This window comes from Chryseobacterium sp. SIMBA_028 (genome assembly GCF_046535285.1).
Lineage (GTDB): Bacteria > Bacteroidota > Bacteroidia > Flavobacteriales > Weeksellaceae > Chryseobacterium.
In genome coordinates, this window is sequence record NZ_JAWRWZ010000003.1 from 91,179 (window position 1) to 117,637 (window position 26,459).

Consider the following 26,459-nt stretch of genomic DNA (forward strand, 5'->3'; position numbering starts at 1 on the left):
TAATAAATGTATAAAATTAACCTGAACCCATGAAAGAAATATTTAAAATCAATATGTAGATCCAAATATCTGATGCTTACATATCTATTTAATCTTCCTGAACCTATGCCACCAAATCAGGAAACCGGTAATGGGTAAAGAACAGCCAATCAAGGAGACAATGAAATACAGAATAATACTTGGCAGTCCCATAATTTCTCCTGTATGCAGAGGTTTAGCCAATGCTGTAAATTGTTTGTTTAAGGGTTTATCAGAAAATAGCTCCTTTGTTTTAAAAACTCCGGTTTTATCAAAGGTTACTTCATCCGGAAGCATCATCCCCAAGAGGTTTTGTGTGTTGGTTTTTATCACTACATATCGTGGATTTTCCTTGTTAGGAAGTTCAATACTTGTTGTAGCCGTATAAGGTAACTGTTGATCTGCTAATTTTAAAATCTTATCGATGGATGCCGATTCTGAATTTTTAAGATTTTTCTTTTCATCCTGCTTTTGAAGCATATCTTCCAAAAGCCCTCCGAAGGCATCATCTTCACTTTCATTATCTTTTGAAATATTATCGATGGACGCCCCTCCCAAGCTTACAATAAGACCATTCTTCACCCAGGGATAGGTGACATACAAACCGGTAATGGCAATGAAGAACAGTATCAAAAAAGTGTAGAAACCCAGAGTGTTGTGCAGGTCATAATTCAATCGCTGGAACTTCGCCTTGAACATAACGGTTAACCCCTGCTTCAGGAACTTCAACTTTTTGGGTAACCAAAGTATAAAACCTGAAACCAGCAATACACAAAACATCAATACTCCGGCACCCAATATCTGACGTCCCACATTTCCCATCATTAGATTTCTGTGGATATCAAGAACAATCTCAAAAAAACGGCTCGATCCTACATCAGGCTGTCCAAGAATTTTGCCTGTATATTGGTTATAATAAGTGGCTTTATCCAATTGCTTTTCACGATAGCCTACCACATAGCTTCTCCCTGTATCATCAGGCATCAGCAAGGAGGTTAATTCCTTACCATCTTTCAACAGTTCGGACTGAATCTGATCAGGACTTTTAATCTGTTTAGAGGATGATCTGATATACACCTTATCTCTATTACTAAAATCGGTGATTTGGTTTTTAAAGGCATAAAGGCAACCTGTAAGACACACCACGAAAACAATGATACTTGATAAAAGTCCCAGCCAAAGATGAGTAATCCACATTACATATTTAATGATAGATTCATTCTTCCGTCTTTTCCTGTAAAGGCTTTTAAACAATGTTTTCATTTTTGTTATAATAGCAAAAACATTAAGACAGTTTTGCCGTCTTAATGTTTTTAAATTGATATGAATAAATTAAAAAGTTAATACGAATCAAGGACGAAATCCGGAACAGATGATGAAATTATTGATCTCCAAAACATTCCATCTTCTTTCTCCTTACTTCCCGCCTAAACCGGTATCAATGTTGGTTATTTTCTTCCTTTAAACTGAACTTCCTTTACAATCTCTTCGAATTTTGTAAAGTGTTCCGGAGTCAATGCTTTTTGAATGGCCGCTTTTCTTTGGGTATCAAATTTTTCCCAGTATTCTTTAGCTAAGTCATTATTCCCATGATATACATCGTGAGCATCATTGAATGCTTTTTCAAAGGCGTCATTAGCAGCGTTCACCATCTTGAATTCATCTTCAGAAAGTTGAGCTTCTGCTTTTATTTTTTCTAATAAAGCATTGTCATATCTTGGTCTTTTTCTGGAATTTTCATCAACAAATTTGTTGAATTTTTCCATTTGCGGAGCATCCAGCACTTTAGCCATTTCAATCGCCTGCTGTGCTCTCAGTTCTTCACCTTTAATTCCCAAAGCAACACGGTCCATATTTCCACCCTGAGCTTTTGCAGCCTGATAGTTCTGCTCCTGCAGTTGTTGGTATTTTACTGTAATCTCATCAAAGCTTTTTTCCTGCTCTGGAGTAAGTTTTACTTCTGTTTTGAATTGATTATAATCTACTCCTTTCTTCTTGTCTCCTGAACATGAAACAACCAATAAAGTGGCGAATGCTACTGCTACAGTTTTGATATAAGTGCTTTTCATTGATATTTTATTTTAAGGTTTTAATATTATTAGAAAAAGTAATTTGCTCCGAACTGATATCTTATACCGTCTATTCTGAAGCCAAAGTTATTAGCCGGATCGGATGCATCATTACGTATATTTTTGTCCAATAGATTATATACTCCGAATGTGAAGCGAACATGTTTGTTCAACTTGTACATCGTTCCTAAGTCCCAAAGGAAATATGATGGTATTGGGTATTCCTGTGCCTTACCTCTGCTTACGCCAGGCTGGCTTTCACTTCTATAGTTTCCTCTTGACCAGAATTCAAAGCTGTCAGTTGCTTTCCATGAAAGGTTCACGTTGGCCATGTGTTTAGGTATTCTTGCATAAGGCTTATTGTAAAGAGCAGGAATTTCATCAGATTTGATTTTTGTATCTGTGTAGGTATAATTTGCTTTTAATGCAATATCCTTTGTCACACTTACTCCAAGGTTAGCCTCTAGCCCCATGCTGTTTGCCTTACCCAGGTTTTCTCTTGTAGAGATGAAATCATAAAGATGATTGTACAGACTTTCAAACTGTTTACATTCTTCTGTATTATTACATTTTCTTACTTCTACCAATTTATTTCTAAAGTCGGTATTAAATCCTGTAACACTTAGGTTAATCACTTTTTTGTTATCCTCAAACATTACAGTAACTTCCTGGTTGAAACTTTTTTCCGGCTTAAGATCTTTATTTCCGATGATTACTCCGTCCTGAGTTCCTCCTCCGGTAACTTGTCCCCAGAAAGGATTTACAGCCCTTAATCCTGGCGCTTTATATCCCCATGAAGTTCCTCCTTTTACCGTAAAGTTATTATTAATGCTCCATACCAAGTATCCTCTTGGTGTAAAATTGGAACCGTAGTTTTCATCATTATCCAAACGGGCTCCTGTCACCAAGTGAAGCTTGTCAACTAACTTCCAGTTTGCTTCGGCAAATGCAGACCAGTTCCAACGGGTCAATCTGCTTACAATGTCACCGTTTTCAGATTTCATTTTATTTCCCAGGTCATTCAGTCTTTCATATCTGTATTCTGCACCAAAGCTGATTACATGATCTTTCAGATTGAAATTATTAAGACTGTAAGCCAAGAAAGTTTCATACCTCATATCCCTGTTTGGATTATTGGTATTATCATATTGAATGTAAGAATTCGTATGGAAGTTGGAATAATCTCCTTTATGACTTAATGCTAATACGTTTCTCTCATAGTTATTACTTGAGCTTTTTGCATTTGGAGCCAATGAGTATCCAGGATTCTGGTTTCTTTCCTGACGGTTATAGTCGTAGTTTAATTTAAATGTATTTTTAGCATTTGGAGTAAGGCTAAATTCTGTACCGAAAGCTTTAATAACTCTTTCTGTAAATCCACCTACAAACTTATCTTCATTTCTGTTTGAATAGCTTCCCGTAACCTTCATTTGAAGAAGGTTTTTTACTAAAGACCCTGCAGTATACCCATCAATCTGGTAGGTATTCCCCGATTCTTTATGTACCTGCTGTATTAAACTTGTCCCAATAGAACCTCTCCACCCGTCTGTAAGTTTTTTAGTGATGATATTAATTACACCTCCCATTGCATCGGAACCATATAATGAAGACATTGGTCCTTTTACGACTTCAATTCTTTCAATAGTTTCCAATGGCGGCATCCATCCTTGTTCAATTCCGGGACCATCAGAGTTGGGTCTTGTTTCTCTTGTATTGATTCTTTTACCATCAATTAAAACCAACGTCTGTCCAGATTCGGCACCTCTTATTGAAAAATCACTCGTACTTCCTCCTCCTGTAATGAAAACTCCGGGTACATCCTGCAATGCATCTGTGATATCTCTATAAGCTCTCTTTTTAAGGTCTGCCTGTGTAATTACAGAAATTGTTGCCGGAGTATCCTTGATTTTCTGAGCATATCCAGAACCCGTTATTACGACTTCATTAATACTATGGCTTTTCAAAGTGTCCTTAGTTTTCTGTGCATTTACTAAAGCTGTTCCTAAAACAAGTAAAGAAAAAGATACTGTTCTTATCATCAATCAAATTTTTTGCAAAATTATTATTTTTAATAATTCTAAATAAACAAATCAAACTGACATATGTCACATGAAAAAGAATAATCATTACCAGATTATTAACCATTTTATCTATAACATAAAAATATACCAACAGGATCTATTAATCATTGGGTCATATTTTTATAAGAGACTATATGTTTACAAAAAATTTAATCAAAAAAAAGTAAGCTTTCTGATTAAAAAACATATTTGTAAGTCTTTATAAAAATTATTTCAGATAAATTATATGCATAAAAAAATCCGTTCCTAAAAAGGAACGGATTCTATAATTATTGCAAAGTATGCAATTATCACACTTTAATTTCAACGTCTACACCGCTTGGTAACTCTAATTTCATTAGAGCATCAACCGTTTTAGAAGAAGAAGAGTAGATATCCATTAGTCTCTTGTGAGCTGATAATTGGAACTGTTCTCTTGCTTTCTTGTTTACGTGCGGAGATCTCAACACTGTGAAGATTCTCTTGTTCGTTGGCAATGGAATTGGACCGTTTACAACAGCACCAGTAGCCTTTACCGTTTTTACGATCTTCTCAGCAGACTTGTCTACCAAGTTGTAATCGTAAGATTTTAGTTTTATTCTGATTCTTTGTGACATTTCTTTAATTTAAAAATTAACCTTTTGCTTTAGCTATGATATCTTCAGCAACGTTTTGTGGAGTAGCTTGATACTTCTCTAATTCCATAGAAGAAGTAGCTCTTCCTGATGAAAGTGTTCTTAGAGTAGTTACATATCCAAACATTTCAGAAAGTGGAACAGAACCTTTGATTACAACAGCTCCATTTTTCTCTTCCTGACCACTGATTGTACCTCTTCTCTTGTTAAGGTCACCAATGATGTTACCCATATACTCTTCCGGAGTTACAACTTCCAGTTTCATAATAGGCTCCATAATTACTGGCTTAGCAGCACGTCCCGCTTCTTTAAATCCTAACTTAGCAGCCATTTCAAAGGAAAGAGCATCAGAATCCACCGCGTGGAAAGATCCGTCTTTAAGAACAACTTTAATACCTTCAACTTCGAAACCAGCCAAAGGACCGTTCTTCATTGCAGCTTTAAAGCCTTTTTCAATTGCAGGAACAAATTCTCTAGGAACGTTACCACCTTTGATCTCATTGATGAATTCTAAACCAATTTTACCTTCGTCTGCAGGTCCTAGTTCAAATACAATGTCAGCAAATTTACCTTTACCTCCAGATTGTTTTTTGTAAACTTCTCTGTGGTTAGCAACTCTTGTTAAGTTTTCTTTGTACTCTACCTGAGGTTGTCCTTGGTTTACTTCAACTTTGAACTCTCTTCTCATACGGTCAACAATGATATCTAAGTGAAGCTCACCCATACCAGAGATAATCGTTTGTCCAGAAGCTTCGTCAGTTCTAACAGTAAACGTTGGATCTTCTTCAGCCAATTTAGCTAAAGCGTTACCCATTTTATCCTGGTCAGCTTTAGTTTTAGGCTCAACAGCGATACCAATTACCGGATCAGGGAAAACCATCGATTCAAGAACGATTGGGTTTTTCTCGTCACACATAGTATCACCAGTTTTGATAGATTTGAATCCTACCGCTGCACCAATATCACCAGCTTCAATATATTCTACTGGGTTTTGCTTGTTAGCGTGCATCTGATAGATTCTTGAGATTCTTTCTTTATCTCCTGAACGAGTGTTCAAGATATAAGAACCTGCATCTAGTCTTCCAGAATATGCTCTGAAGAATGCTAATCTTCCCACGAATGGGTCAGTAGCAATCTTAAATGCTAGAGCAGAGAAAGGCTCATCTACAGACGGCTTTCTTGTAATTTCAGCGTCTGTTCTTGGGTCAGTACCTTTGATATCATCTTTATCCAATGGAGAAGGCAAGTATTTACATACTGCATCCAACATAAACTGTACTCCTTTATTCTTGAATGAAGAACCACAAGTCATTGGGATAATAGATAAATCGATAGTAGCAGCTCTCAATGCAGCATTGATTTCTTCTTCTGTAATTGAATCCGGATCTTCAAAGAATTTCTCCATCAAAGTTTCGTCATACTCAGAAACAGCTTCTACTAATTTCTCTCTGTATTCAAGAACTTCATCTTTCATGTCTTCAGGAATTGGAACTACCTCGAAAGTAGCACCTTGTCCAGCTTCATCCCAGATGATCGCTCTGTTTTTAATTAAGTCTACAACTCCTTTGAAATCTTCTTCAGCACCGATTGGTAAAACGATTGGAACTGCATTAGATCCTAACATATCTTTAACCTGGTTTACCACGTTAAGGAAGTCAGCACCTTGTCTGTCCATTTTGTTTACGAATCCCATTCTAGCAACTTTGTAGTTGTCAGCAAGTCTCCAGTTTGTTTCAGACTGAGGCTCTACTCCATCTACTGCTGAGAATAAGAATACCAATCCATCTAATACTCTTAAAGATCTGTTTACTTCTACAGTGAAGTCAACGTGTCCCGGTGTATCAATGATGTTGAAGTGGTAAGGCTTAGTATCTGCAAGAGGCTTTCCTTGGTCTGTTGGAAAGTTCCAAGAACAAGTAGTTGCAGCAGAAGTAATAGTAATACCTCTTTCTGCTTCCTGCTCCATCCAGTCCATTGTAGAAGCACCATCGTGAACTTCTCCAATTTTGTGGTTTACTCCTGTATAGAATAAAATCCTTTCAGTAGTGGTAGTCTTACCCGCGTCAATGTGAGCAGCAATACCAATGTTTCTTGTAAATTTAAGATCTCTACCCATTTCAGATTAGAATTTAAAGTGTGAGAAAGCTTTGTTAGCTTCCGCCATTTTGTGAGTATCAGATTTCTTTTTGAAAGCTGCACCTTCTTCTCTTGAAGCAGCTACAACTTCATTAGCTAATTTCAAAGCCATAGACTTATCATTTCTCTTTTTAGAGTAGCTAATTAACCATTTCATTGCCATAGAAATTTTTCTATCAGCTCTGATTGGCATAGGAATCTGGAAGTTAGCTCCACCTACTCTTCTAGAACGTACTTCTACGTGAGGCATAACGTTTGTTAATGCATCTTTCCAGATTTCAAGGGCTGTTTTCTCAGTTTCTCCTTTTTTAGTTTCTACGATTTCTAATGCATCATAGAAAATTTTAAATGCGATTGACTTCTTACCGTCAAGCATTAAGTTGTTTACGAATCTTGTTACCAATTGATCATTAAATTTCGGATCTGGTAACAACGGTCTTTTTTTCGCTTTTGTCTTTCTCATTGCTTTTGTACCTTATTTAATGATTATTTTTTCTTTCCTTTTGCAGGAGCAGCAGCTGCTTGTCCTGGTTTAGGTCTCTTAGCTCCGTACTTAGATCTTCTCTGAGTTCTTCCATTTACACCAGCTGTGTCTAAAGCACCTCTTACGATGTGGTAACGTACTCCCGGTAGGTCTTTCACCCTTCCGCCTCTAACCAATACTATCGAGTGCTCTTGAAGATTATGTCCTTCGCCCGGGATATAGGCGTTAACTTCTTTACCGTTAGAAAGTCTTACCCTTGCAACTTTTCTAAGTGCAGAGTTAGGTTTCTTCGGTGTAGTAGTATATACTCTCGTACATACACCACGTCTTTGTGGACAAGAATCAAGGGCAGCCGATTTGCTCTTCTTGGCAAGCGTGGCTCTTCCTTTTCTTACTAATTGTTGAATAGTAGGCATTTAATTGCTTTTTATTTTAGGGTGCAAAAATAACAATATTTTTTTAATTGACAAGCAGTTATGGAATTTTATTTATTCTCTTGTTTTCTTAATTGTTTTCCATAACAAGCTGAAACCTCGATGAATTTGATATTATTCAATCATTTTTGGACCATGAAAATTGACCTTAAAAAAATAAAATTTATTTAAAAGCATCCTTTATTACTTTTCCTTTCATGTACTGTTTAGGCATTCCTAAAAGTTCAGCCATTGTACTGGCAATATCAATCTGTTCGTAATTCCCAGTGCTGATGGTTGTATTCTTTTTAAAATCCGGTCCCATTCCAAAAAACTCAATATGCCTGCATCCTGCACAATCATCTCCGTGTTCTGCAAACCCTCCATTGGCATCCAAGTGTCTTCCATGATCATTAGAAACAATCAGGGTTGTTTTGTCCTTATAGGCAGGAAGCGACTGAAGATAATCCCAGATCTCCTTAATGGAAGCATCTGTAGTTTTTATAGCCTTAACATATTCATTCCAGTTATTGGCGTGTCCATAAGAGTCTACATCTTTAAGATTAATCACCATGACATTCGGGCTGTATTTTTTCATTACTTCCTTTGTATTTGCCATTGTTACCGCATCAGCACGGTATCCTGAACCATTCCCACTCACTCCACAGTCAACACTTGGCTGAAATTTCCCATTCCATTCTTCAAGCTTGCAATTGTTCAATACTTCTAATTTATCTTTGGAAGCAATAACCCAAGCCTTAGTTTTATCTGCTCCGGTATATTTTAACCATTGTTGCATTACAGAAGGAAACCCAGGTAGCTCGGTACCATTGTTTTTAATGTTTTCGTATACTCCTGAACACATGGCACTATGACCGGGATTGGTATTGGTAGTTCCGTTATTTCTGAAATTACTGATAAAAACACCTTGGCTCAACAAGCCTACTCTATTAGGTATATTCTCTTTATTGGAAGCTTCCCATGTTTCAGAAATACGAGGTCCGTCAACAACTAACAGAACTACATTTTTAGTCTGATATTTTTCCTCGGTTTTTGTTTGTGCTTCCGTATCATTACTACTGCATGAAAGTATAGAAAACAACACACTGAAATACAAGAAGATCTTCTTCATAGCTTTTTTACCTTTTATAGATTTAAAGTACAAAGCTAGAAAACAGACCCTCGGGGTTTATTAATAAATTGTTATCTATTCCTTAAGAATTTAAGCTCAGCCCATCAAATGATAAATAAGATTTTTTTTAATGGGAGATGCTTAACCCGAAATTATTCTATGATGGTAACGGTGACTTTTTTGTTCCAATTAAAGCTTCTCACCTGCTCTTTTAGGGCATTATGAATATTAGGATTGATGGAATAAATATACAAATGGTCTTCCCCCAGCACGGCACTGCTTCCATTGATCTTTAAAACAGCAACTTTTTTCCAGTTTTTTGGAGTATGCCCATCAAGCCATTCCTCATAGGCTATTGCAAGCTGATAGTTATTATCACGGGTATATTTGGTAAGAAAGTCTTCGACCTCATCATCAAAAAACTTCTTCTTAATTTTAAATTCAACCATTTCCATAGATCCCAACCCCATAAAATCCAGCAAATGAATATCTGTGAAGTAAGTGATTGCTCCAATATCATTGGCCACCACTTTAGAATTATTGTAATATGTATTTAAGAATCTGGCAGATTCCACCTGCTGCTCATAAATATTTGCACTTCCATTGGTAATTAAAGTATGGCCATATCCAAACTTATAAATAAGTAGAGCCATGTTTGCCAATACAAAGATTCCTAATATTTTCTCTGTTTTAAAGGTTAACAATGGCTTTGTAAAAAAAGAAGCTAACCTCGGAATAAGAATCATAGCAAAGGCTACCAATACATAAGCCTCATATCTGAAAATGCTTTTAATCTCTCCGAACAGACAGTGCAGTATAAAAGTGAAGCCCCAGGCCAAGAATAGGAAGTTCTTCAATACAATGTTTTTAAAACTCAACTTGCTCTTATAATCCCGGTACATCAAAATTACACCGATCAATAATGGGAATATTCCTATCTTATAGAAGGTAATATTTAAAATCATCTTTTTTAAGATAATTTCCAGTGCCTGAGTAAAAACATTTCCGGAAAGATCCAGCAAAGTCCCTTTTACAACTACTGAATTGGGAAAGAAATATCCGCTTCTGGGATAATTGAAATATCCAAATAAAAGAATAGGAATAAAACCAATGATAAGTACAAGTATGGCATTCTTAAATTTCTTGATTAAAGAGAAAACAAAAGCAAGTGAGGCAAAATAAAACATGCTTTCAAATCTTATTAATCCCAATAAAAGGATGGTGAAATAAAACCAATAAGCATAAACTCCTGTCCTAAAGTTGTCTTTGATCCATTTTTGAAAACAATAAATATTCACAGCTATCACAAGCACCTGCAGAACATGTTCCATTCCGGATACAATCTGTACATGCAGTACTGCAAAGAAAAGCGTAAACAAACACGCAATAACAATATGTCTGGATTGGTTAAAATAATATGAATAGTATTTATTCAGGATCACAATAAGCAAACAGGCAGCAGTTATATTAAAAATCAAAGGGATAAGTGCATGATTTCCAAAAACAGAAATCAAAACACTTAAAATAAATGTAAAAATGGGAGAAGATGAAGAGGATGAAAAGGCATATTTTGTAACTCCCCAAATGCCATGCAATGCAAAATTTTTGGCCACCGCCAAGTGAATATAGGCATCATCTAATATATAAGTAAAGTAGTTCTCCGTGGTAGACAACATGATCAGAATATACATCAAACATATTCCGAAAAAAATAGATACTGTTGTTAAAAAACTTTTCATCGTTTGCAATATTACTACTTCCAAACTATTTTAAAAAATTTAATAGAATATGTTCTTTTTAAGAAAACAATCTGAACATAATATATTTACCTATAAATTAATCTATTAACTTAACTGATATATTTTGGTTCCAGTTAAAGCCTTTTACCTGCTCTTTTAAGGTATTGTGAATTTTAGGATTGATGGAATAGATATATAAATGATCTCTTCCCAATACAGCATTGCTTCCACTGATCGTTATCATGGCAACTTTTTTCCAATTTTTTGGGGTATGCCCCTCCAGCCATTCTTCATAGGCTATTGCAAGCTGGTAGTTATTTTTGATGGTATATGCTGTTAAGAATTTTTCAAATTGATCATCTATTCCTATTACTCTTTTTCTAAAGGGCATTACTTCCTTTGAACCCAGCCCTTCATAGTCTAGCAGACGAATATCCGTAAAATAACAGATGCCCCCAATATCATTAGCTACCACCTTAGACTCGTTATAATATTTTTTCAGAAATCTGGCTGACTGTATCTGCTGTTCATAGATATTTCTACTTCCAACCACAATAAGATAGCTGACAATCCCAATCTTTAAGAGTAAAGTCAGGCATGATAGCAAGAGCAATGAAGAAACAAGTCTATTTTCTTTCAATAAAAAATTACGTTGTTCAAAAACAGACCTTAGCCTTGGAATAATAGCCATAGCAAAGCCTATTAATATATACACTTCATATCGATACAGTCTGGTCAACTGACTGAAAGTACCATGCAGAAACAATGTAATACACCAAACGATAAGAAGAAAATTTCGCGCTACAATTTTTTGAAAATTCAAACCTTTTTTAACATCCTTAACAATTAGAAATACAGAAATTAGTAACGGTAGTAAGCCTGCAAAGTAAAAATAACGGTTATATAAAATTTTATTAAATAATATACTTGCTATCTGATAAAAATAATCACCAGAAAAATCAAACTTGGCCCCTTTTACAACAACTGAATTTGGAAAAAAATATCCTGTTTCCTGATAAGTAAAATATCCAAAAATTAAAATGGGAATAAAACCAAATACCAACACCCAAGCAACCTGTTTCCATCTTCGCTGCGACAAAAAAACTAAGGCAAGCGATAAGAAATAGAACATAAAATCAAACCTGATCAGCCCAAGCAAAGCAAGGGTACCATAAAACCAACCTGAATAATATCGATCCTTATACTCAGACCTCAACCATCTTTCGAGGCAGAGAACATTTACAACCATTACTAATGCCTGAATTACATGCTCCATTCCAGAAAAAACTAGAAGCGAAACAGAAGCAAAAAACAAGGTAAAAAGATTACTCAATATAATGGATTTGGTTGTACTGAAATAATCAGCATAGTATTTATTTAGAAAATATATGGTAAAAAAAGCACATACTGTATTAAAGACCAAAGGAATAAGCTCATGATCTCCCAATACATAAATCAGTCCACTTAAAATCACTGTAAAAACCGGTGAAGAAGAGGTAGAAGAAAAAGCATACTTTGTAACACCCCATACTCCATGAAAAGCAAAGTTTTTTGCTATTGCAAGATGAATATAGGCATCGTCTAATATATAGGTAAAATAGTTCTCAGTTTCCGAAAGCATTAGAAGTATGTAGATCATACACATTCCAAAAAATAATACCACAGTTGTTAAGAAGCTTTTCATTATTTGCAATATTAGTACTTCCAAACTATTTTAAAAAATTTTCTTATAGTTATCATCTATCAATAAGCAAGGGAGTTCGGCACGATATTTCGTAAATTTGAGATATATAAATGATAAAATTGCTATTATTATAACTTCATTCCCAACCACAGGAATGAGGACAGCAATTAGAGTATAACCCTTAAAAAATAAATATATACATATGAAAAACGCTAGTATTATTGGCCTTAAAGAAGCCGACTGCAAGAAAATAGCAGAAAAGTTAAATGTACTGTTAGCTAACTACTCTGTATTTTATCAGAATACAAGAGGTTCACACTGGAATATCAAAGGAGCTCAGTTCTTCACGCTTCACCCGAAATTTGAAGAATTATACAACAGCCTTGTTCTAAAGATTGATGAAATTGCTGAAAGAATACTGACTTTAGGGGCTATTCCTGCACACAACTACTCGGATTATTTAAAAGTATCAACCATTCAGGAGAGTAAAGAAGTAAGTGATGGCAACAAAAGTGTTGAGCAAATCTTAAATTCGTTTAAAGTGGTACTGGATCTTCAGAGAGAGCTTTTAGATATCACTGATGAAGCAGGTGACGAAGGTACAAACTCTCAGATGAGCGACTATATCACAGAGCAGGAGAAAGAAGTTTGGATGTACAATTCTTATTTAGGAAAATAACCGATAAAGATCATCGAAATATTTCAAAAAAATCGCCTTACATTTAGGCGATTTTATTTTTTATTTTTATATTTGCGTTAAAATTACACATATTATGAACGACGTAAGACTCAACTCTATTCTAGATAACGATTTCTATAAAATAACCATGCAAAATGCTGTGGTAAAATTATTTCCTGGTTCTATTGTAAAATATGAATTCATCAACAGAGGGAAACATCACTTTCCCGATGGGTTTGATGCAGCCTTAAAAGAGGCAGTCAACAAAATGGCTGAATTGAAGCTTACTAAGGAAGAGAAGAAATTCATGGCAAGAACCTGCCCTTATATTGATCTTCCTTATCTGGATTTTCTGGAGGGTTACCATTATGACCCATCTGAAGTAAAGATTCATCAGGAAGGAGGTGATCTGTCTGTAACCGTTGAAGGACTTTGGTACAGGACTATCCTTTGGGAGGTACCATTATTGGCGCTCATCAGTGAGCTTCATTATGAAATGAACCATATGGAAAGAGATTCTAATGAAGTTGTTATGAGCAAAACCATTGAAAAGGCAGAATCTCTGGGCAGACTTGGAGTTACATTTGCAGAATTCGGGACCAGAAGAAGACATTCCTATAAAGTACAAAATCTGGTAATGGAGGCTTTGACCAAGAAAAAAGAATCCACCTTTATCGGAAGTTCTAACGTACACTTTGCCATGAAATATGGTGTAAAACCTATCGGAACTCACGCTCACGAATGGTTTATGTTCCACGCAGCTGAATATGGTTTCAAAATGGCTAATGAAATGGCGTTGGAGCATTGGGTAGATGTTTACAGAGGAGATCTTGGAGTAGCACTATCAGATACGTATACTACCGATGTTTTCTTCCAGCAGTTTGATAAGAAATTTGCCAAGCTTTTTGACGGAGTACGCCATGACAGTGGTGATGCACTGGAGTTTGCAGATAAAACTATTGCTCACTATCAAAGAAACGGCATCAATCCGATGTTTAAGTATATCATTTTCTCTGATGCGCTGAATCTTGAAAAAGTAGAGGAAATCACTAATTACTGCAGAGGGAAAATCGGAATTTCTTTTGGAATAGGAACCAACCTTACGAATGATGTAGGATTAAAACCTATGAACATCGTGATGAAGCTTATCGGAGTTCAGGCTCCCAATAAGGAATGGATTCCTACGGTAAAACTTTCTGATGAACATGGAAAATATACCGGTGATCCAAAGATGATTGAACTGGCTAAAGAATTTTTAAGAATAAAAGATTAATGTAACCTCATTAAGACTATTAAATATAACCTCGTAACCATCGAGGTTTTTTTGTGTTATATCATCATTTGAAATTCAGCTTTCAGAAATTTATAAGGTTTTATTATATTTATCAAAACAAAGCAGTATGATATCAAGAACATTACTTATCGTATCCCTCTTCATCTCAACACTCTCCTTGGCACAGGAGAAGAAGACCGATAAACCCAAATTTAATCAAGAACTAGCCACTTCTCTTGGTGCAGACCAATATGGCATGAAAGCTTACACCATTGTAATGCTGACAACCGGTCCTGCAAAAATTGAAGACAAAACTCAAATGAGTACTGTGATGAAAGGACATATGGCCAACATTGGTAAACTAGCCGATGAGGGTAAGATTATCGTGGCGGGACCTTTTTTGGAAAAGAATAAGGAAAACTACCGTGGCATGTTTATTTTCAATACAAAATCTAAAGAAGAAGCTGAGCAATGGGTAAAAACAGATCCTGCAGTTCAGGCCGGAGTTTTCAGCTATGAGATTTTCCCTTGGTATGGATCGGCTGCATTGCCTCTATATCTGAAGCACCATGAGGAAATTTCAAAGGAAAATCCTTAGAAATGGGATTTTATAGTAAATTTTCAGAACAGAATCTAATCGAATCTTATAAAAATCAGATAGACTATCAGGGTCAACCGGATAAGGAGATTATAGACGAAATTATAAGCAGGGGTACTCTGGAGGATTTTCAAAATAAAATTAAAGCTCAGGATTTATTTTTAAATGAGCAAAATAGATTGATAAGAGAGATTCATGGGCATTACATGAACAAATTATCAAAACAGGAATGTTTATCATTATTAAGCTCTGATTTGTTATCCGATAAAAGCATTGGAAATCTTGTAGATAGAAAATACAATCAGATCCATCAGAAAGTTGAGAATTTAAAAGTTGATTCAGATACTTTAATGTACAGTTTTATCGGGACTATTATAGCTTCTGTTGTCAGTACCATTATTATCCTGGCCGTTTTATACAAATTTATATTCCTGTCAGTTTTCTCTTTTAGTTTACTTATACCTGCTTACATTATTAATTATTGGATTATAAGATTATTCACAGGAAAAACACGTGATAATTTGGCTGTATTTATAGCTTCATTTATAGCAACAGTCCTTAACTGTGTATATTTTGTTCTTTTTGTTAATTAAGAAAAAGTAATAATCAACTTCATAAAAATAAAAAGTTGCTAAATACTCATTCAATGATATTTCATTCTCATCTTTGAGCAAAATAAAAATAAACCACTATGTAACATCATGGTGATTTATTTTTCACTACCTTAGACATTCATTTTCAGATTTATACAAATTAAAACCATCAAAAAAATTAATTCCATGAAAAAAATGAACGTATCAAAACTTTCGAGAACTGAACTGAAAGATGTATTCGGCGGAACACTGTATCCGGCAGAATGTCCCGGAGGATGCCATGGTGAAGGCATGATCAGATGTCCTGACGGCACTACCACGATGACTAATTTTATATGTATGGGAGGAAGATGCCAACCGGCCGCCATGTGCAAACCATTGGTTCTTGAACCTTTCCCTGGTCCTATTGTAATCACTCCATAACCTGATGAACAATACATAAAGTGAGCTTTCCGGCTCACTTTTTCTATATTAAAAGATCATCCTATTTGTTTTCAAAGCAATGCATTACTGAACTGATGATAGGTTTTTATTATCTTTAAGTAAATAAAAATACCACCATGAAAACCATTGAAGAAGTTTTAGAAAAACTGGATGCTATTATTATATGGTGCAAGGAAAATAATAGCCCGGCAGGATATTTTGCCTGTACTTACCGCATTATGACGGCACAGGTTTTAAAAGGAATCCAGCAGAAGAAATTTGAGGATAATCCAAGAATGACAATACTTGATATTGCTTTTGCACAAAGATATCTTGAAGCATGGGAAAGTTACAGTAAAGGCAAGAAATGTACAAACTCATGGTATCTGGCCTTTGAAGCAACCAAAAACAAGGACCTGCTGATCCTACAGCACATATTCCTTGGCATGAATGCTCACATCAATCTGGATTTGGGAATTTCAGCGGCTTCCATTATGCCTTACCGAAAAATAAATCCTTTAAAGAAAGACTTCGAAAATATTAATAACGTGATTGCATCAATCAATCAGAAAGTTCAGGATTCTTTAAGTAAAATATGTTATCCAGTGGATCTTATTGACCAGCTTTCTAACGGAAAAGATAACGCCATATTGGATTTTGCGATCTCCAGGGCAAGAGAAACCTCATGGGCAACGGCGGTAATTGCATCAAGCACTCCAAATTTTCTCAGAGAATCGGTTATCAATATCGTAGATTACGCAGCAGCAAAAATTGCCATGCAAATTGTAAACCCAAGGATCCTCACTCCTACCCTCATCAAGGAACTTAAAAAATGTGAAAGTGGTGATGTGATGAAAAATATCGAAATTTTGGAATCAACGAAGACTGTTTAACTCAAAATAAAAAGGTCGGGATCTTCCTCACGGATCCCGACCAAATAATGAACAAATAAAAAAGAAACTATCTTGTTTCCTTATGCTTTTTACGATAGGCATAATGAAATACAATCGGTAATATTGTAAATGACAACAGCATACAGATGATAAGTCCACCCACAATCATAATGGCTAAAGGTTTTTGAATTTCGGATCCCATCCCATTGGACATTGCCGCCGGAAGAAGTCCCATTGACCCCATCAACGCAATCATCACTACCGGCCGAATTCTGCTTTTAACTCCTTCTGAAATAGACTCCTTAAGGGACATCCTATTTTGAAGATTCTCTTTCATTACCCCAATCAGGACAATCCCGTCAATGGTAGCCACTCCGAAAAGGATAATGAAACCAATTCCTGCCGAAATTCCAAAGATGGTTCCTGTAAACCACAGGGATAAAAACCCTCCAATAAATGCAAAGGCCAGTGTAATGGATGAGATCAGTGTATCTTTTACATTTCCAAAGTTGAAATATAGGAGCATAAGAATAAGAACCAAAGAAATCGGAACCACCATTGCCAACTGCTTTGCTGCTCTTTCTTTACTTTCAAACTCACCGGCCCAGGTCATTTTATGATTCTTTGGAAGCTTCACCTCTTTATCCACTTTAATTTTGGCTTCTTCAATGGTGCTTCCCAGATCACGTCCTTCGATATTGAATCCTACTCCAATGTATCTGCTGTTTCCTTCACGATAAATAAAGGATGGTCCGGTATGATAGTCGATGGTTGCAATTTCCTTCAATGGTACTTTTTTATTATCCTGTGTAGGAATCAAAATATTTCCCATTTTTTCCGGAGTATCCCGGTATTCTTTTTCAAACCTCAGCATCACGTCAAACATTCTTTCTTCTTCATAGAACTTGGTTGCAGCCTGTCCTCCAATCGTCATTTCAATTACCGCTTGCGCATCTGCTGTAGAAATGCCATACTTAGCCATTTTAGAATCGTGAAGCTGTATTCTCAGCTCCGGAAGCCCTATATTTTTGAAAACATTTACATCTGAAATTCCCGGAACAGTTCTGATGGAATTAGCGACCTGATTGGCATAATTTTCAAGCTCGAATAAATCATTCCCAAATATTTTAATAACCAACGGAGCTTTTACCCCTGCAACATATTCTTCTACATTATCCTGAATTGGCTGGCTGAAACCAAAATTAATTCCAGGATATTTTTCAAGGGAAATTCTCATTTCCTCAAGAAGTTCTTCTTTGGATATTTTTTTCTTCCATTCCTTTTCAGGTTTCAGCTGGATATTAAATTCAATATTAAAAAATCCTGTGGGATCCGTTCCATCATTGGGACGGCCGGTTTGGGTCATTACAAATTTCACTTCATCATACTTCATCAAAATCTCTTTCATCTCCTTGGTTAACCGCACAGACTCATCAAGATTTACACTATTGGGAAGTGTTGCACGTACATAGATAGCACCCTCATTCAGTTTGGGTAGAAATTCTGAACCGTAATTTGAAAACTTCCATCCACAAATTGCAATTAACCCTACAAAACCAATGATAAATCCTTTTTTATGATGAATACTGAACTCGTAGATTCTGTAAATATTTACCCTGAAGAATCTAGAAATAAAGTTTTCTTTTTCTTCAATATTTTTAGTTAATAAAAGCTTACACATCGCCGGAACATACGTTAAGCTTAGAATTAATGATCCTAACAAAGCATATCCTAATGTAAATGCCAGAGGTGAGAACATTTTGCCTTCAACTTTCTGGAATGAGAAGATCGGCATCAGGGCAACAATCAGGATCAATAGGGCAAAGAAAATATAACTTGCGACACTTCCTGCGCTCTTCTTGATGATTCCTAGTTTAGAAATTTTATTAAATCTCTTTAATCCAATTTTTTTAGCTTTCAATTCGAGGGCAACAAATACATGTTCTACGATGACTAAGGTTCCCTCCAGCAGCAATCCAAAATCAAGCGCTCCCATGGAAATCAAATTAGCCGGCAATCCTTGAATTTTCAGCATAATGATCGCAAAAAGAAATGCCAATGGAATCACAGAGGCAACAATAAATGTAGTCCTCCAGTTATACAGAAATATGAATACAATAATGGAAACCAGAATCACTCCCTCAATCAAATTTTTGGAAACGGTATGAACGGTTGTATTTACCAATTCTGTACGGTCAATAATGGGAACAATCTGAACATCTCCGGGTAATTCTCCGCCATTCAGCTGTTCTATTCTTTCTTTAAGTCTTGCGATCACTTCACTTGGGTTTTCACCACGAAGCATGATTACAATGCCTTCTACAACATCATTTTCTTTGTTATACCCTACCTGACCCAATCTTGGCTTTGCAGAAACTTTTACTTCAGCAACGTGCTTTACCAAAATAGGAGTAGAACCTTTTACCTCAATCTGAATATTTTCAATATCCTCTTTTTTCTCTAAAAGACCAATCCCCCGCACTACATAAGCCTGATCTCCTTTTGCTACTACATCTCCGCCTACATTAATGTTACTCCTCGAAACAGCTTCATACACATCCAGGGGGGAAAGGTCGTAATTGTGTAATTCTGTAGGATTAATTTTTATTTCATATGTTTTTTCTTCTCCACCGAAACTTACTACATCAGCGACTCCCGGAACCGCCAACAGTTCTCTTTCTACCACCCAATCCTGAATGGCTGTAACTTCTTTAATGGGTAATTTACTTTTAATAATATACCTGTAAATTTCACCGGTGGCTCCTGATGGAGGCTCAATACTATATTCTGCTCCACCCGGAAGATTTACATTTCCTAATTTATTGGAAGCATATTGCTGGGCATAAAAATCATTGACATGGTCATCAAAAATCACTGTAACCACAGATAATCCGAATAAAGAAATAGAACGCACCGAAGTTTTATTCGGGATCGCATTCATCTCCTTGGAAATCGGGAGTGTGACAAATTTTTCTATTTCCTCTGCACTTCTTCCCGGCCATTGGGTAATGACTCTTACCCTTGTATTGGTAACATCCGGAAATGCCTCAATAGGAGTATGTATATAGGAATAGATTCCTCCTACCAGCAAAAGAAAGGTTCCTAAAAGAACAATCAGTGAGTTTTTTAACGAAAAGGAAACTATATTCTGTACAAATTTTCGCATTACTTGGTCGACTTATTTAATTGATTTTTCAGGTTTTCATAGATCAGTAACCCATTAGAGGCAATTACATTTTCTCCCTGCTTTAAGTTTCCTTCTACATAAATATACTGGCTGTTGGAAGCCACTTCTGTTACAGGCCTGATCTCCAGCTCACAGTCTTTTTTATACACCACCACATAACTTTGATTGTTGTCAAAGATCAATGCCTTTGCAGGTATAGCCAATGCGCTTTTATTTTGAGAATTAACAGGCAAAACAACATCTGCTGACATTCCTGGCCTTAACTTCATCCCGTTATTATCCATAATAATCTTGGCCTTTAATACTCTTTCATTTTCATTAAATACCTGTGATATATTGTTGATTTTACCTGAGAAATTATCATCAGGATAAGCCAAAGTCTTTACCACAACAGGTTGGTCTACGTACACGTGCCTCATATTGGTTGCATATACATTCGCCATTACCCAAACCTTATCCAGATTAGAAATAGTGAAAAGCTGATCTCCACCGGCGGTAACCGGCATTCCCTTGGAGATATTCTTGGCAATAACATATCCGTCTGCAGGGGCTTTTATCTGAATAGTACTTCCCCCCGCAGAATACAGCTGCATATTTTTTTGAGTCTTGGACATATTGGACTGTAATATCGTTACTTCGGCTCTTGCTTCCTGAAGGTCTTTTTGGGAAGCGATATCGTCTTTATACATGGCTTCTACAGATGCCAGTTTTCTTTTAGCGACAGCCAATTGCGCTTGTAAGGTTTGAGTATCATCCTGCATTTCATTAACCGCTGTACTTTTTACACTGGCCAGCACCTGTCCTTTTTTCACATAGTCACCCAAAGAAAAATAGGTATCTGTAACCACTCCATCTACAAGACTTACAAAGGGAACTGTTTTATCAGAATTGCTCTCCACTTCTCCGGTAAGAGTAATACTTTCTTCTATGGGAAGCATTTCTGCCCTGGCCAGTTTAATATCTTTTTTTAGTTCCTTGCTGATGCAGTATGTTTTTTCTGCTTCCTTATCCTGCTTTTGATCTTTACAGCCTGTAAGCGTAACCAGGGCAGACAGATATATTACTGCAATGTATTGGGTAGTGTTCATTTTCATAAGTAGATGTTTGTATTTTTATAAGATAATGGGTAGTTGTCGCTGGTCCCCTTATTTATTAGAAAGGATTTTTTCAATGACAGCTTTACACCTTATAAATCCTGCCCTACAACATATTGCAGGTTTTCGTAGTATTGATTAAGTTCCTTTTTAGTATCCAGTATGATCATTTTATTGCCGATGTAGGTATCCAAAAAATCCATGTATTCCAGCATACTGATATTTCTTAGTCTAAAGTTTTTCTCATGGCTCACCAGCAAACCGTCCAATGTAGCTTCGTAAGCATCATCAATTTCTTCGGAGACTTCCTGGGTACGGATATAATTTCTGAAAACGGAGACAATTTCATTTTCAGATTTCAGCTTATTTTTTCGGGTTTCATTCTTTCTTTTCTCTATTTCAAGCTTAGCCTCCTGAATATTCCCTTTATTTCTGTCGAAAATTGGAAGATCAACCGAAACACCTAGTCCAATAAAATCTTTCATAATATTCCCCCCTCTGTCATAACCTATGGAAACAGCTACATCAGGTGTCTTCATTGCATTTTGAATTTCCAGATTCTTGGAAGCATGCTTTTCTTTATTTTTCGACATCAAGATATCCGGACGGTTTTCCTTTGCCCTCTCAAGCCACTGCGTCAATTCTATTTCCGAAAGTTGCTTTTCCGGCATTGTAAATGCATCTGAAATCACAAGGTAAGAATGGGACGGAATCATCAGTAAAGATTTCAGCTCCACTTGTTGGTCTTCAATTTCCTGCTTCAATGAAACAAGCTTTTTCTTGAATTCAATTTCCTGAGCCTTTAAACGAACATATTCTGCCTTACTGATATTCCCCAGATTCAATTGGTTATGATAGGATTTCGTTAATTTTTCAATGGATGCAATCTGACCCTGATAGATCTTTTGCTGCTCCTGATTGAACAAAATTTCAGTAATTGTATTCCTCAACGTTTTTTTGAGCTCACGCAATACTTCCTGCAATTCATATTTCTCTCCCTCAACTTCAATTTTCTGTAATTCAATATTTTTTCTTCTCTTTCCTGCTGTCTGAATTACCTGTTCTATTTCTGCAGAGATCTGTGTATTTTTTCCCCAGTTTCCAATCAGTGCAGGCTGTTCTTCAATATCATAAGTTCTCCACAGGTTAACTTCACTGATGCTTAATTTAGGATTGGGCCAGTATTTAGCCTGAACTGCCCTTGCCTCTGCCTGGGAAATTTCAAGTTTTTGGGCAATAAGGTCAAGGTTATGGGCAAGAAAAATCGTTTCAGTTTCCTTTCTGTCAATTCTCAGAGTATCTGAAATCTGTGCTGAAAAGAAACTGAAACAATGAATATAAAATAGTGTAAAAAAAATTTTCTTCAAGGTCTCTTATTTAAGACCACAAAATTATTTTTCTAACATTAGAGGCAATTTCGAGTGAAATTAAAATTCAATTAGTTCAACATTAGAGTTTGATTAGAATGATTTTTATTCCGGGAAATTGTATTTGATTAATTATGTTTTGGCTAAAGAATTATGAGCCTATTTTGTAAGTGGATTAAAACCTGCTTCTATTGAATATTGAATTTACCAAATCAGCAAAATCAGCAAGAGAAATATCAGGAATGAACCGGAAATTCAAGAAGAACACTTGTACCAACATTTACAACAGAATCAATTTTCATTAGGATATGATGATGATCAAAAATGCTTTTGGATAATGACAATCCAATTCCACTTCCTTTCACATTTTCTACATTTTGCCCTCTGTAAAAAGTTTCTGTAATCTTCAAAAGGTCATCAGAAAGAATACCCCTACCCTGATCTTTAACCTCTATATTCAACTGATTATCTTTTTCTGACAAATTGATCATCACGGGATGATCCTGAGAATACTTAATGGCATTTTCTACAATATTATATAGTGCCAAATATAAAAGAGTTTCGTTTCCAGGAAACTCCAGTAAAGTTGGTTTTGCTACCTGAAGCTGGATTTTAAGGGGAGATTGTTTTTCTTTTGCCTTAGGTTCCAGTTTTTCATAAATTTTCCAGATCAGCTCATCTACTCTTATCGGCTTGTGGGAAGCTTCAAGCTTCGTCATTCCGGACATCAGAAGAAGATTATTGAGGATATTTTCAATTTCAAAAACGTTGTCCAAAGATTCTTTGGCTACTTGTTTATATTCTTCCGGAGTTCGGTCCTTTTGGGCAAATACTTCCAAATTTCCGGAGATTGCTGCTAAAGGAGTTTTAAATTCGTGAGAAACATAGTTGATAAAGTTCTGCTGCAACAGCACACTTTCAGAAATACGCCCTAATAACTTATTGTAAGATTTGATCAGGTCTTCAATCTCATCATTGGTATTGGTAGAGGTAATAGCTGTAGAAATATTATTGTAATCTACTTTGTTAATCCGCTCTACTACATTGGAAATCGGTTTATATACCACGTTTGAAAGGTATCTGCTTAAAAAATAAATAGCCAGTAATCCGATAATAAGCACAGAAATCATAATAATGGCGAGCCTCCAGATCTGTGATTGAAATGAATCATTAGATGATTTTACAAAAACAACAAAATCTCCCTGATTATCCGGATAAAAGATTCCATAATAGAACTGATTATCGGCCATAAACTGAGTTCCCTTATTATTTCTGGCAGCCTGTAAATGGATAGGTTTAATATTCTTGTCATTCAGATTATGGCCAAATGTAACCTGATTATTCTGATTATAAACCGCTACTCTGTTATTCTGAATAAGATGATTGTATTCTTGTTTGATCTGGGCATGCCTGTTTTGGGGAAGTTCATCCTTTTCAAGGTAATAAATAGCTGAAATAAGTGCTGTATTCCTAAGTTTTTCGAAATAAAAGATCTTAGTACTATCATAATAAGCAAAAAATATCACCGCAGATGTGATGATAGAAACAATGCCAAATGAAAGGCTTGAAATAAGGGTAAACCTGTTTCTAAGAGTCATTTCAGTCTTTAATTAAATATCCTGTTCCCTTAACGGTATGGATAATTTTCTGTTCCTTTTCATCAATCTTATTACGAACATAGGAAATATACACATCCACCACATTCGTAGTACTGTCAAAATCTATTCCCCAAACATTGTGCAAAATCTGCGTTCTGCTCAATACCTTGTTTTTGTTCTCCATCAAAAAAGTAAAAAGCTTATATTCTGTAGGAGAAAATTCAATCTCCTTATCATTTTGGGTCACCTTATGAAGATCCGTATCAATAACAATAGTACCGCATGATAAATATTGATCTTCCTTTTGATAACTTAATTTATTACGTCTTGTTAATGCCTTAATCCTTGATATCAGTTCTTCAAAATGAAAGGGCTTGGATAAGTAGTCATCTGCTCCCAAATCCAGCATCTTAATTTTATCATCAGGACTGTTCAATGCACTTAATACAAGAATAGGAGTATAGTTACCTTTAAATCTGATGATTTGAGTAAGTTGCATTCCATCTAACCCCGGAAGCATAATATCCATCAGTATAATATCAAAATCATAGGTATGAAGAATTTCTCTGGCTTTTTCCCCCGAATCAGCAAGTGTCATATTATGGCCGGCTTCAGAAAGTCCTTTCAACAGGAAACTGCTAATTCTTTGATCGTCCTCTACCAATAAGATATTCATAATGTTTCTGAAATTTCCCATAAATATAGGAATTCTGATTGAAGAAAGGAAGCCAGAAGAAAGACGCGAAAAGTTTTTCTAAGCATTAAAATAATAACTGCAATCCTATTTGGAAATTTATTATTCAATACCAACTTCCAGCCTTTTTTCATAATTTTGAGAAATGGAGATGACATATTTAATTATTGGATGTATTGCCGGCGGATTATTGGGAGCCATTATTTTATATTTTGCATTGAAATCGTCTACGGTTTCAAGAAGTTCTTATGATGAGCTCAACACATTACACATTAAAAACAAATCGGATCTGGAAAATTCAGGATTGAAAGTTCAGGAACTGAATCAAAATCTCACCAAGGAAAAGGAATTAAATATACAACAGCAAGACCTTTTGAACGATCTGAAAAATGAATTTGCCAAGATCTCTGCCCAACATTCTTCATTGAATACACAGTTTCAGGAGCAGAAGCAAACGAATTTAAAACAAGATTTTCAAATAGAAACACTTATCGCTGAGAAACAGGAATTCTTTGCTAAAAATGCTGAGCTTTCTGCACAAAATGAAAGTCTCCAAAAATCTCTTTCTACCCAAAAGGAAGAAATCACAAAAATACAAGAGGAATCCAAACTCCAGTTTGAAAATCTGGCGAATAAAATCCTGGAGGAAAAAACTGAAAAGTTCACTACTTTAAATCAAAATAATTTAAAAAATATCCTCGATCCATTTCAGGAAAAAATTGCTGACTTAAAAAACAGGGTTAATGAAGCCTATGAAAAGGAAAACAAGGAACGTTTCTCCCTTGCTGAAAAGGTAAAGGAACTGGCTGAATTGAATCAACAGATCTCTGAAGATGCAAAAAAATTAACCCGAGCTTTGAAAGGTGAAAGTAAAACCCAAGGAAACTGGGGCGAAATGATTCTTGAAAGCATTCTTGAAAAATCGGGGTTGGTAAAAGGCAGAGAATATTTTCTGGAGCATGAACTTCGCGATGAAGACAATAAAGCTCTATTCTCTGAATTCTCAGGAAAAAAGATGCGTCCGGATGCAGTTATAAAATATCCGGATGAAAGAAATGTCATTATTGACTCTAAGGTTTCTCTGACTGCTTTCACAGAATTGGTAGATGAAACAGATCAGGATGTTTATATGATGAAGCTTAATCAACATTTAGGTTCTATCAAAAACCATATCATGCAACTTAGCCAAAAAGCTTACGATGATTATGGAAAATCCCTGGACTTTGTCATGATGTTTATCCCAAGTGAACCCGCTTACATTGCAGCCATGCAGGCAGACCCCAACCTTTGGAACTATGCCTACGACAGAAGAATTCTTCTCTTGAACCCAAGCAATCTGATTACTTCTTTAAAACTGATCGCTGATCTTTGGAAGCGTGAATATCAAAACAGAAACTCTTTGGAAATTGCAGAGCGTGGAGCTAAACTGTATGATAAATTTGTAGGATTTGTAGATAACCTTGAAAAAGTGGGGAGAAATCTTGATCTTGCCAAAAACGTTTACAATGATGCCTACAAACAACTTCATACCGGAAATGATAATCTTGTGATTCAGACTCAAAAACTGAAATCACTGGGAATTAAAAACAAAAAAGACCTGCCTCAAAGCCTTATTGACAACACTAATTTAATAGAATAAAATTCTATTGAAATACCATGTAAAGGAAATTAATATTTGATAAAACGAATG

At 35.7% G+C, this 26,459-nt stretch carries 22 protein-coding genes; 7 read left to right on the top strand and 15 right to left on the bottom strand.

What is annotated here, in order from left to right; all coding sequences use genetic code 11:
• Positions 1-84: 84 nt before the first annotated feature.
• The 10 genes from SCA31_RS04765 to SCA31_RS04810 form a co-directional block, all read right to left on the bottom strand.
• Entirely contained in the window at positions 85-1,281 is a 1,197-nt protein-coding gene (locus tag SCA31_RS04765) for a PepSY-associated TM helix domain-containing protein (RefSeq protein ID WP_410695677.1), read from the bottom strand.
• 185 nt (positions 1,282-1,466) lie between these two features.
• A complete protein-coding gene (locus SCA31_RS04770) occupies positions 1,467-2,087 on the bottom strand; it encodes a hypothetical protein (RefSeq protein ID WP_410695678.1) in 621 nt (206 codons plus the stop codon).
• A gap of 29 nt (positions 2,088-2,116) precedes the next feature.
• Complete coding sequence (locus SCA31_RS04775) at positions 2,117-4,126, bottom strand: TonB-dependent receptor domain-containing protein (protein WP_410695679.1); 2,010 nt, start codon at positions 4,124-4,126, stop codon at positions 2,117-2,119.
• A 332-nt stretch (positions 4,127-4,458) separates the two neighbouring features.
• Positions 4,459-4,764, bottom strand: coding sequence for a 30S ribosomal protein S10 (gene rpsJ / locus SCA31_RS04780; RefSeq protein ID WP_002661363.1), 306 nt, complete (start codon positions 4,762-4,764; stop codon positions 4,459-4,461).
• Positions 4,765-4,780: 16 nt separating this feature from the next.
• A complete protein-coding gene (gene fusA / locus SCA31_RS04785) occupies positions 4,781-6,898 on the bottom strand; it encodes an elongation factor G (RefSeq protein ID WP_410695680.1) in 2,118 nt (705 codons plus the stop codon).
• Between the two features lie 6 nt (positions 6,899-6,904).
• Entirely contained in the window at positions 6,905-7,381 is a 477-nt protein-coding gene (gene rpsG, locus SCA31_RS04790; protein WP_089734635.1) for a 30S ribosomal protein S7, read from the bottom strand.
• A gap of 23 nt (positions 7,382-7,404) precedes the next feature.
• Positions 7,405-7,818 carry a 30S ribosomal protein S12 gene (gene rpsL / locus SCA31_RS04795; protein ID WP_002983146.1) on the bottom strand — a complete coding sequence of 138 codons (414 nt, stop codon included), beginning with the start codon at positions 7,816-7,818 and terminating at the stop codon, positions 7,405-7,407.
• Positions 7,819-7,999: 181 nt separating this feature from the next.
• The gene (locus tag SCA31_RS04800) at positions 8,000-8,947 is read right to left on the bottom strand and encodes a sulfatase-like hydrolase/transferase (RefSeq protein WP_410695681.1); all 948 of its coding nucleotides are present in this window, start codon (positions 8,945-8,947) and stop codon (positions 8,000-8,002) included.
• Between the two features lie 152 nt (positions 8,948-9,099).
• The gene (locus tag SCA31_RS04805; RefSeq protein ID WP_410695682.1) at positions 9,100-10,686 is read right to left on the bottom strand and encodes a hypothetical protein; all 1,587 of its coding nucleotides are present in this window, start codon (positions 10,684-10,686) and stop codon (positions 9,100-9,102) included.
• A gap of 97 nt (positions 10,687-10,783) precedes the next feature.
• On the bottom strand, positions 10,784-12,370 hold the full coding sequence (locus SCA31_RS04810) for a hypothetical protein (RefSeq protein WP_410695683.1): 1,587 nt from the start codon (positions 12,368-12,370) through the stop codon (positions 10,784-10,786).
• A 202-nt stretch (positions 12,371-12,572) separates the two neighbouring features.
• Here SCA31_RS04810 and SCA31_RS04815 point away from each other — a divergent pair, with 202 nt between their 5' ends.
• The 6 genes from SCA31_RS04815 to SCA31_RS04840 all read left to right on the top strand — a co-directional run bounded on the left by SCA31_RS04815 (position 12,573) and on the right by SCA31_RS04840 (position 16,829).
• Positions 12,573-13,049 (top strand): Dps family protein, encoded by a 477-nt coding sequence (locus SCA31_RS04815; protein WP_410695684.1) that lies wholly within the window; start codon positions 12,573-12,575, stop codon positions 13,047-13,049.
• Between the two features lie 94 nt (positions 13,050-13,143).
• Entirely contained in the window at positions 13,144-14,322 is a 1,179-nt protein-coding gene (gene pncB, locus SCA31_RS04820; RefSeq protein ID WP_076353246.1) for a nicotinate phosphoribosyltransferase, read from the top strand.
• Positions 14,323-14,449: 127 nt separating this feature from the next.
• A complete protein-coding gene (locus tag SCA31_RS04825) occupies positions 14,450-14,920 on the top strand; it encodes a YciI family protein (protein WP_410695685.1) in 471 nt (156 codons plus the stop codon).
• 2 nt (positions 14,921-14,922) lie between these two features.
• Positions 14,923-15,513 (top strand): hypothetical protein, encoded by a 591-nt coding sequence (locus SCA31_RS04830; protein ID WP_410695686.1) that lies wholly within the window; start codon positions 14,923-14,925, stop codon positions 15,511-15,513.
• Positions 15,514-15,681: 168 nt separating this feature from the next.
• Positions 15,682-15,936 carry a TIGR04149 family rSAM-modified RiPP gene (locus SCA31_RS04835; RefSeq protein ID WP_410695970.1) on the top strand — a complete coding sequence of 85 codons (255 nt, stop codon included), beginning with the start codon at positions 15,682-15,684 and terminating at the stop codon, positions 15,934-15,936.
• A 137-nt stretch (positions 15,937-16,073) separates the two neighbouring features.
• Complete coding sequence (locus tag SCA31_RS04840) at positions 16,074-16,829, top strand: DUF5995 family protein (RefSeq protein WP_410695687.1); 756 nt, start codon at positions 16,074-16,076, stop codon at positions 16,827-16,829.
• A gap of 67 nt (positions 16,830-16,896) precedes the next feature.
• Here SCA31_RS04840 and SCA31_RS04845 read toward each other — a convergent pair whose 3' ends face one another.
• The 5 genes from SCA31_RS04845 to SCA31_RS04865 form a co-directional block, all read right to left on the bottom strand.
• The gene (locus tag SCA31_RS04845) at positions 16,897-19,995 is read right to left on the bottom strand and encodes an efflux RND transporter permease subunit (protein WP_410695688.1); all 3,099 of its coding nucleotides are present in this window, start codon (positions 19,993-19,995) and stop codon (positions 16,897-16,899) included.
• On the bottom strand, positions 19,995-21,110 hold the full coding sequence (locus tag SCA31_RS04850) for an efflux RND transporter periplasmic adaptor subunit (RefSeq protein WP_410695689.1): 1,116 nt from the start codon (positions 21,108-21,110) through the stop codon (positions 19,995-19,997). The genes SCA31_RS04845 and SCA31_RS04850 overlap by 1 nt, the downstream gene beginning before the upstream one ends.
• Positions 21,111-21,202: 92 nt before the next feature.
• Positions 21,203-22,477: a TolC family protein gene (locus SCA31_RS04855; protein ID WP_410695690.1), complete on the bottom strand. Its 1,275-nt coding sequence runs from the start codon at positions 22,475-22,477 to the stop codon at positions 21,203-21,205.
• Positions 22,478-22,713: 236 nt separating this feature from the next.
• On the bottom strand, positions 22,714-24,075 hold the full coding sequence (locus tag SCA31_RS04860; RefSeq protein ID WP_410695691.1) for an ATP-binding protein: 1,362 nt from the start codon (positions 24,073-24,075) through the stop codon (positions 22,714-22,716).
• Between the two features lies 1 nt (position 24,076).
• Positions 24,077-24,751 carry a response regulator transcription factor gene (locus SCA31_RS04865; protein WP_410695972.1) on the bottom strand — a complete coding sequence of 225 codons (675 nt, stop codon included), beginning with the start codon at positions 24,749-24,751 and terminating at the stop codon, positions 24,077-24,079.
• 163 nt (positions 24,752-24,914) lie between these two features.
• On the opposite strand from SCA31_RS04865, the gene rmuC reads away from it, so the two are divergent.
• The gene (gene rmuC / locus SCA31_RS04870; protein ID WP_410695692.1) at positions 24,915-26,408 is read left to right on the top strand and encodes a DNA recombination protein RmuC; all 1,494 of its coding nucleotides are present in this window, start codon (positions 24,915-24,917) and stop codon (positions 26,406-26,408) included.
• Positions 26,409-26,459: the final 51 nt, after the last annotated feature.

Excerpts from the sequence above, each read along its gene's own strand:
- SCA31_RS04765 (WP_410695677.1), bottom strand. The coding sequence starts at position 1,281 with ATGAAAACATTGTTTAAAAGCCTTTACAGGAAAAGACGGAAGAATGAA.
- SCA31_RS04770 (WP_410695678.1), bottom strand. The coding sequence starts at position 2,087 with ATGAAAAGCACTTATATCAAAACTGTAGCAGTAGCATTCGCCACTTTA.
- SCA31_RS04775 (WP_410695679.1), bottom strand. The coding sequence starts at position 4,126 with ATGATAAGAACAGTATCTTTTTCTTTACTTGTTTTAGGAACAGCTTTA.
- rpsJ (WP_002661363.1), bottom strand. The coding sequence starts at position 4,764 with ATGTCACAAAGAATCAGAATAAAACTAAAATCTTACGATTACAACTTG.
- fusA (WP_410695680.1), bottom strand. The coding sequence starts at position 6,898 with ATGGGTAGAGATCTTAAATTTACAAGAAACATTGGTATTGCTGCTCAC.
- rpsG (WP_089734635.1), bottom strand. The coding sequence starts at position 7,381 with ATGAGAAAGACAAAAGCGAAAAAAAGACCGTTGTTACCAGATCCGAAA.
- rpsL (WP_002983146.1), bottom strand. The coding sequence starts at position 7,818 with ATGCCTACTATTCAACAATTAGTAAGAAAAGGAAGAGCCACGCTTGCC.
- SCA31_RS04800 (WP_410695681.1), bottom strand. The coding sequence starts at position 8,947 with ATGAAGAAGATCTTCTTGTATTTCAGTGTGTTGTTTTCTATACTTTCA.
- SCA31_RS04805 (WP_410695682.1), bottom strand. The coding sequence starts at position 10,686 with ATGAAAAGTTTTTTAACAACAGTATCTATTTTTTTCGGAATATGTTTG.
- SCA31_RS04810 (WP_410695683.1), bottom strand. The coding sequence starts at position 12,370 with ATGAAAAGCTTCTTAACAACTGTGGTATTATTTTTTGGAATGTGTATG.
- SCA31_RS04815 (WP_410695684.1), top strand. The coding sequence starts at position 12,573 with ATGAAAAACGCTAGTATTATTGGCCTTAAAGAAGCCGACTGCAAGAAA.
- pncB (WP_076353246.1), top strand. The coding sequence starts at position 13,144 with ATGAACGACGTAAGACTCAACTCTATTCTAGATAACGATTTCTATAAA.
- SCA31_RS04825 (WP_410695685.1), top strand. The coding sequence starts at position 14,450 with ATGATATCAAGAACATTACTTATCGTATCCCTCTTCATCTCAACACTC.
- SCA31_RS04830 (WP_410695686.1), top strand. The coding sequence starts at position 14,923 with ATGGGATTTTATAGTAAATTTTCAGAACAGAATCTAATCGAATCTTAT.
- SCA31_RS04840 (WP_410695687.1), top strand. The coding sequence starts at position 16,074 with ATGAAAACCATTGAAGAAGTTTTAGAAAAACTGGATGCTATTATTATA.
- SCA31_RS04845 (WP_410695688.1), bottom strand. The coding sequence starts at position 19,995 with ATGCGAAAATTTGTACAGAATATAGTTTCCTTTTCGTTAAAAAACTCA.
- SCA31_RS04850 (WP_410695689.1), bottom strand. The coding sequence starts at position 21,110 with ATGAAAATGAACACTACCCAATACATTGCAGTAATATATCTGTCTGCC.
- SCA31_RS04860 (WP_410695691.1), bottom strand. The coding sequence starts at position 24,075 with ATGACTCTTAGAAACAGGTTTACCCTTATTTCAAGCCTTTCATTTGGC.
- SCA31_RS04865 (WP_410695972.1), bottom strand. The coding sequence starts at position 24,751 with ATGAATATCTTATTGGTAGAGGACGATCAAAGAATTAGCAGTTTCCTG.
- rmuC (WP_410695692.1), top strand. The coding sequence starts at position 24,915 with ATGGAGATGACATATTTAATTATTGGATGTATTGCCGGCGGATTATTG.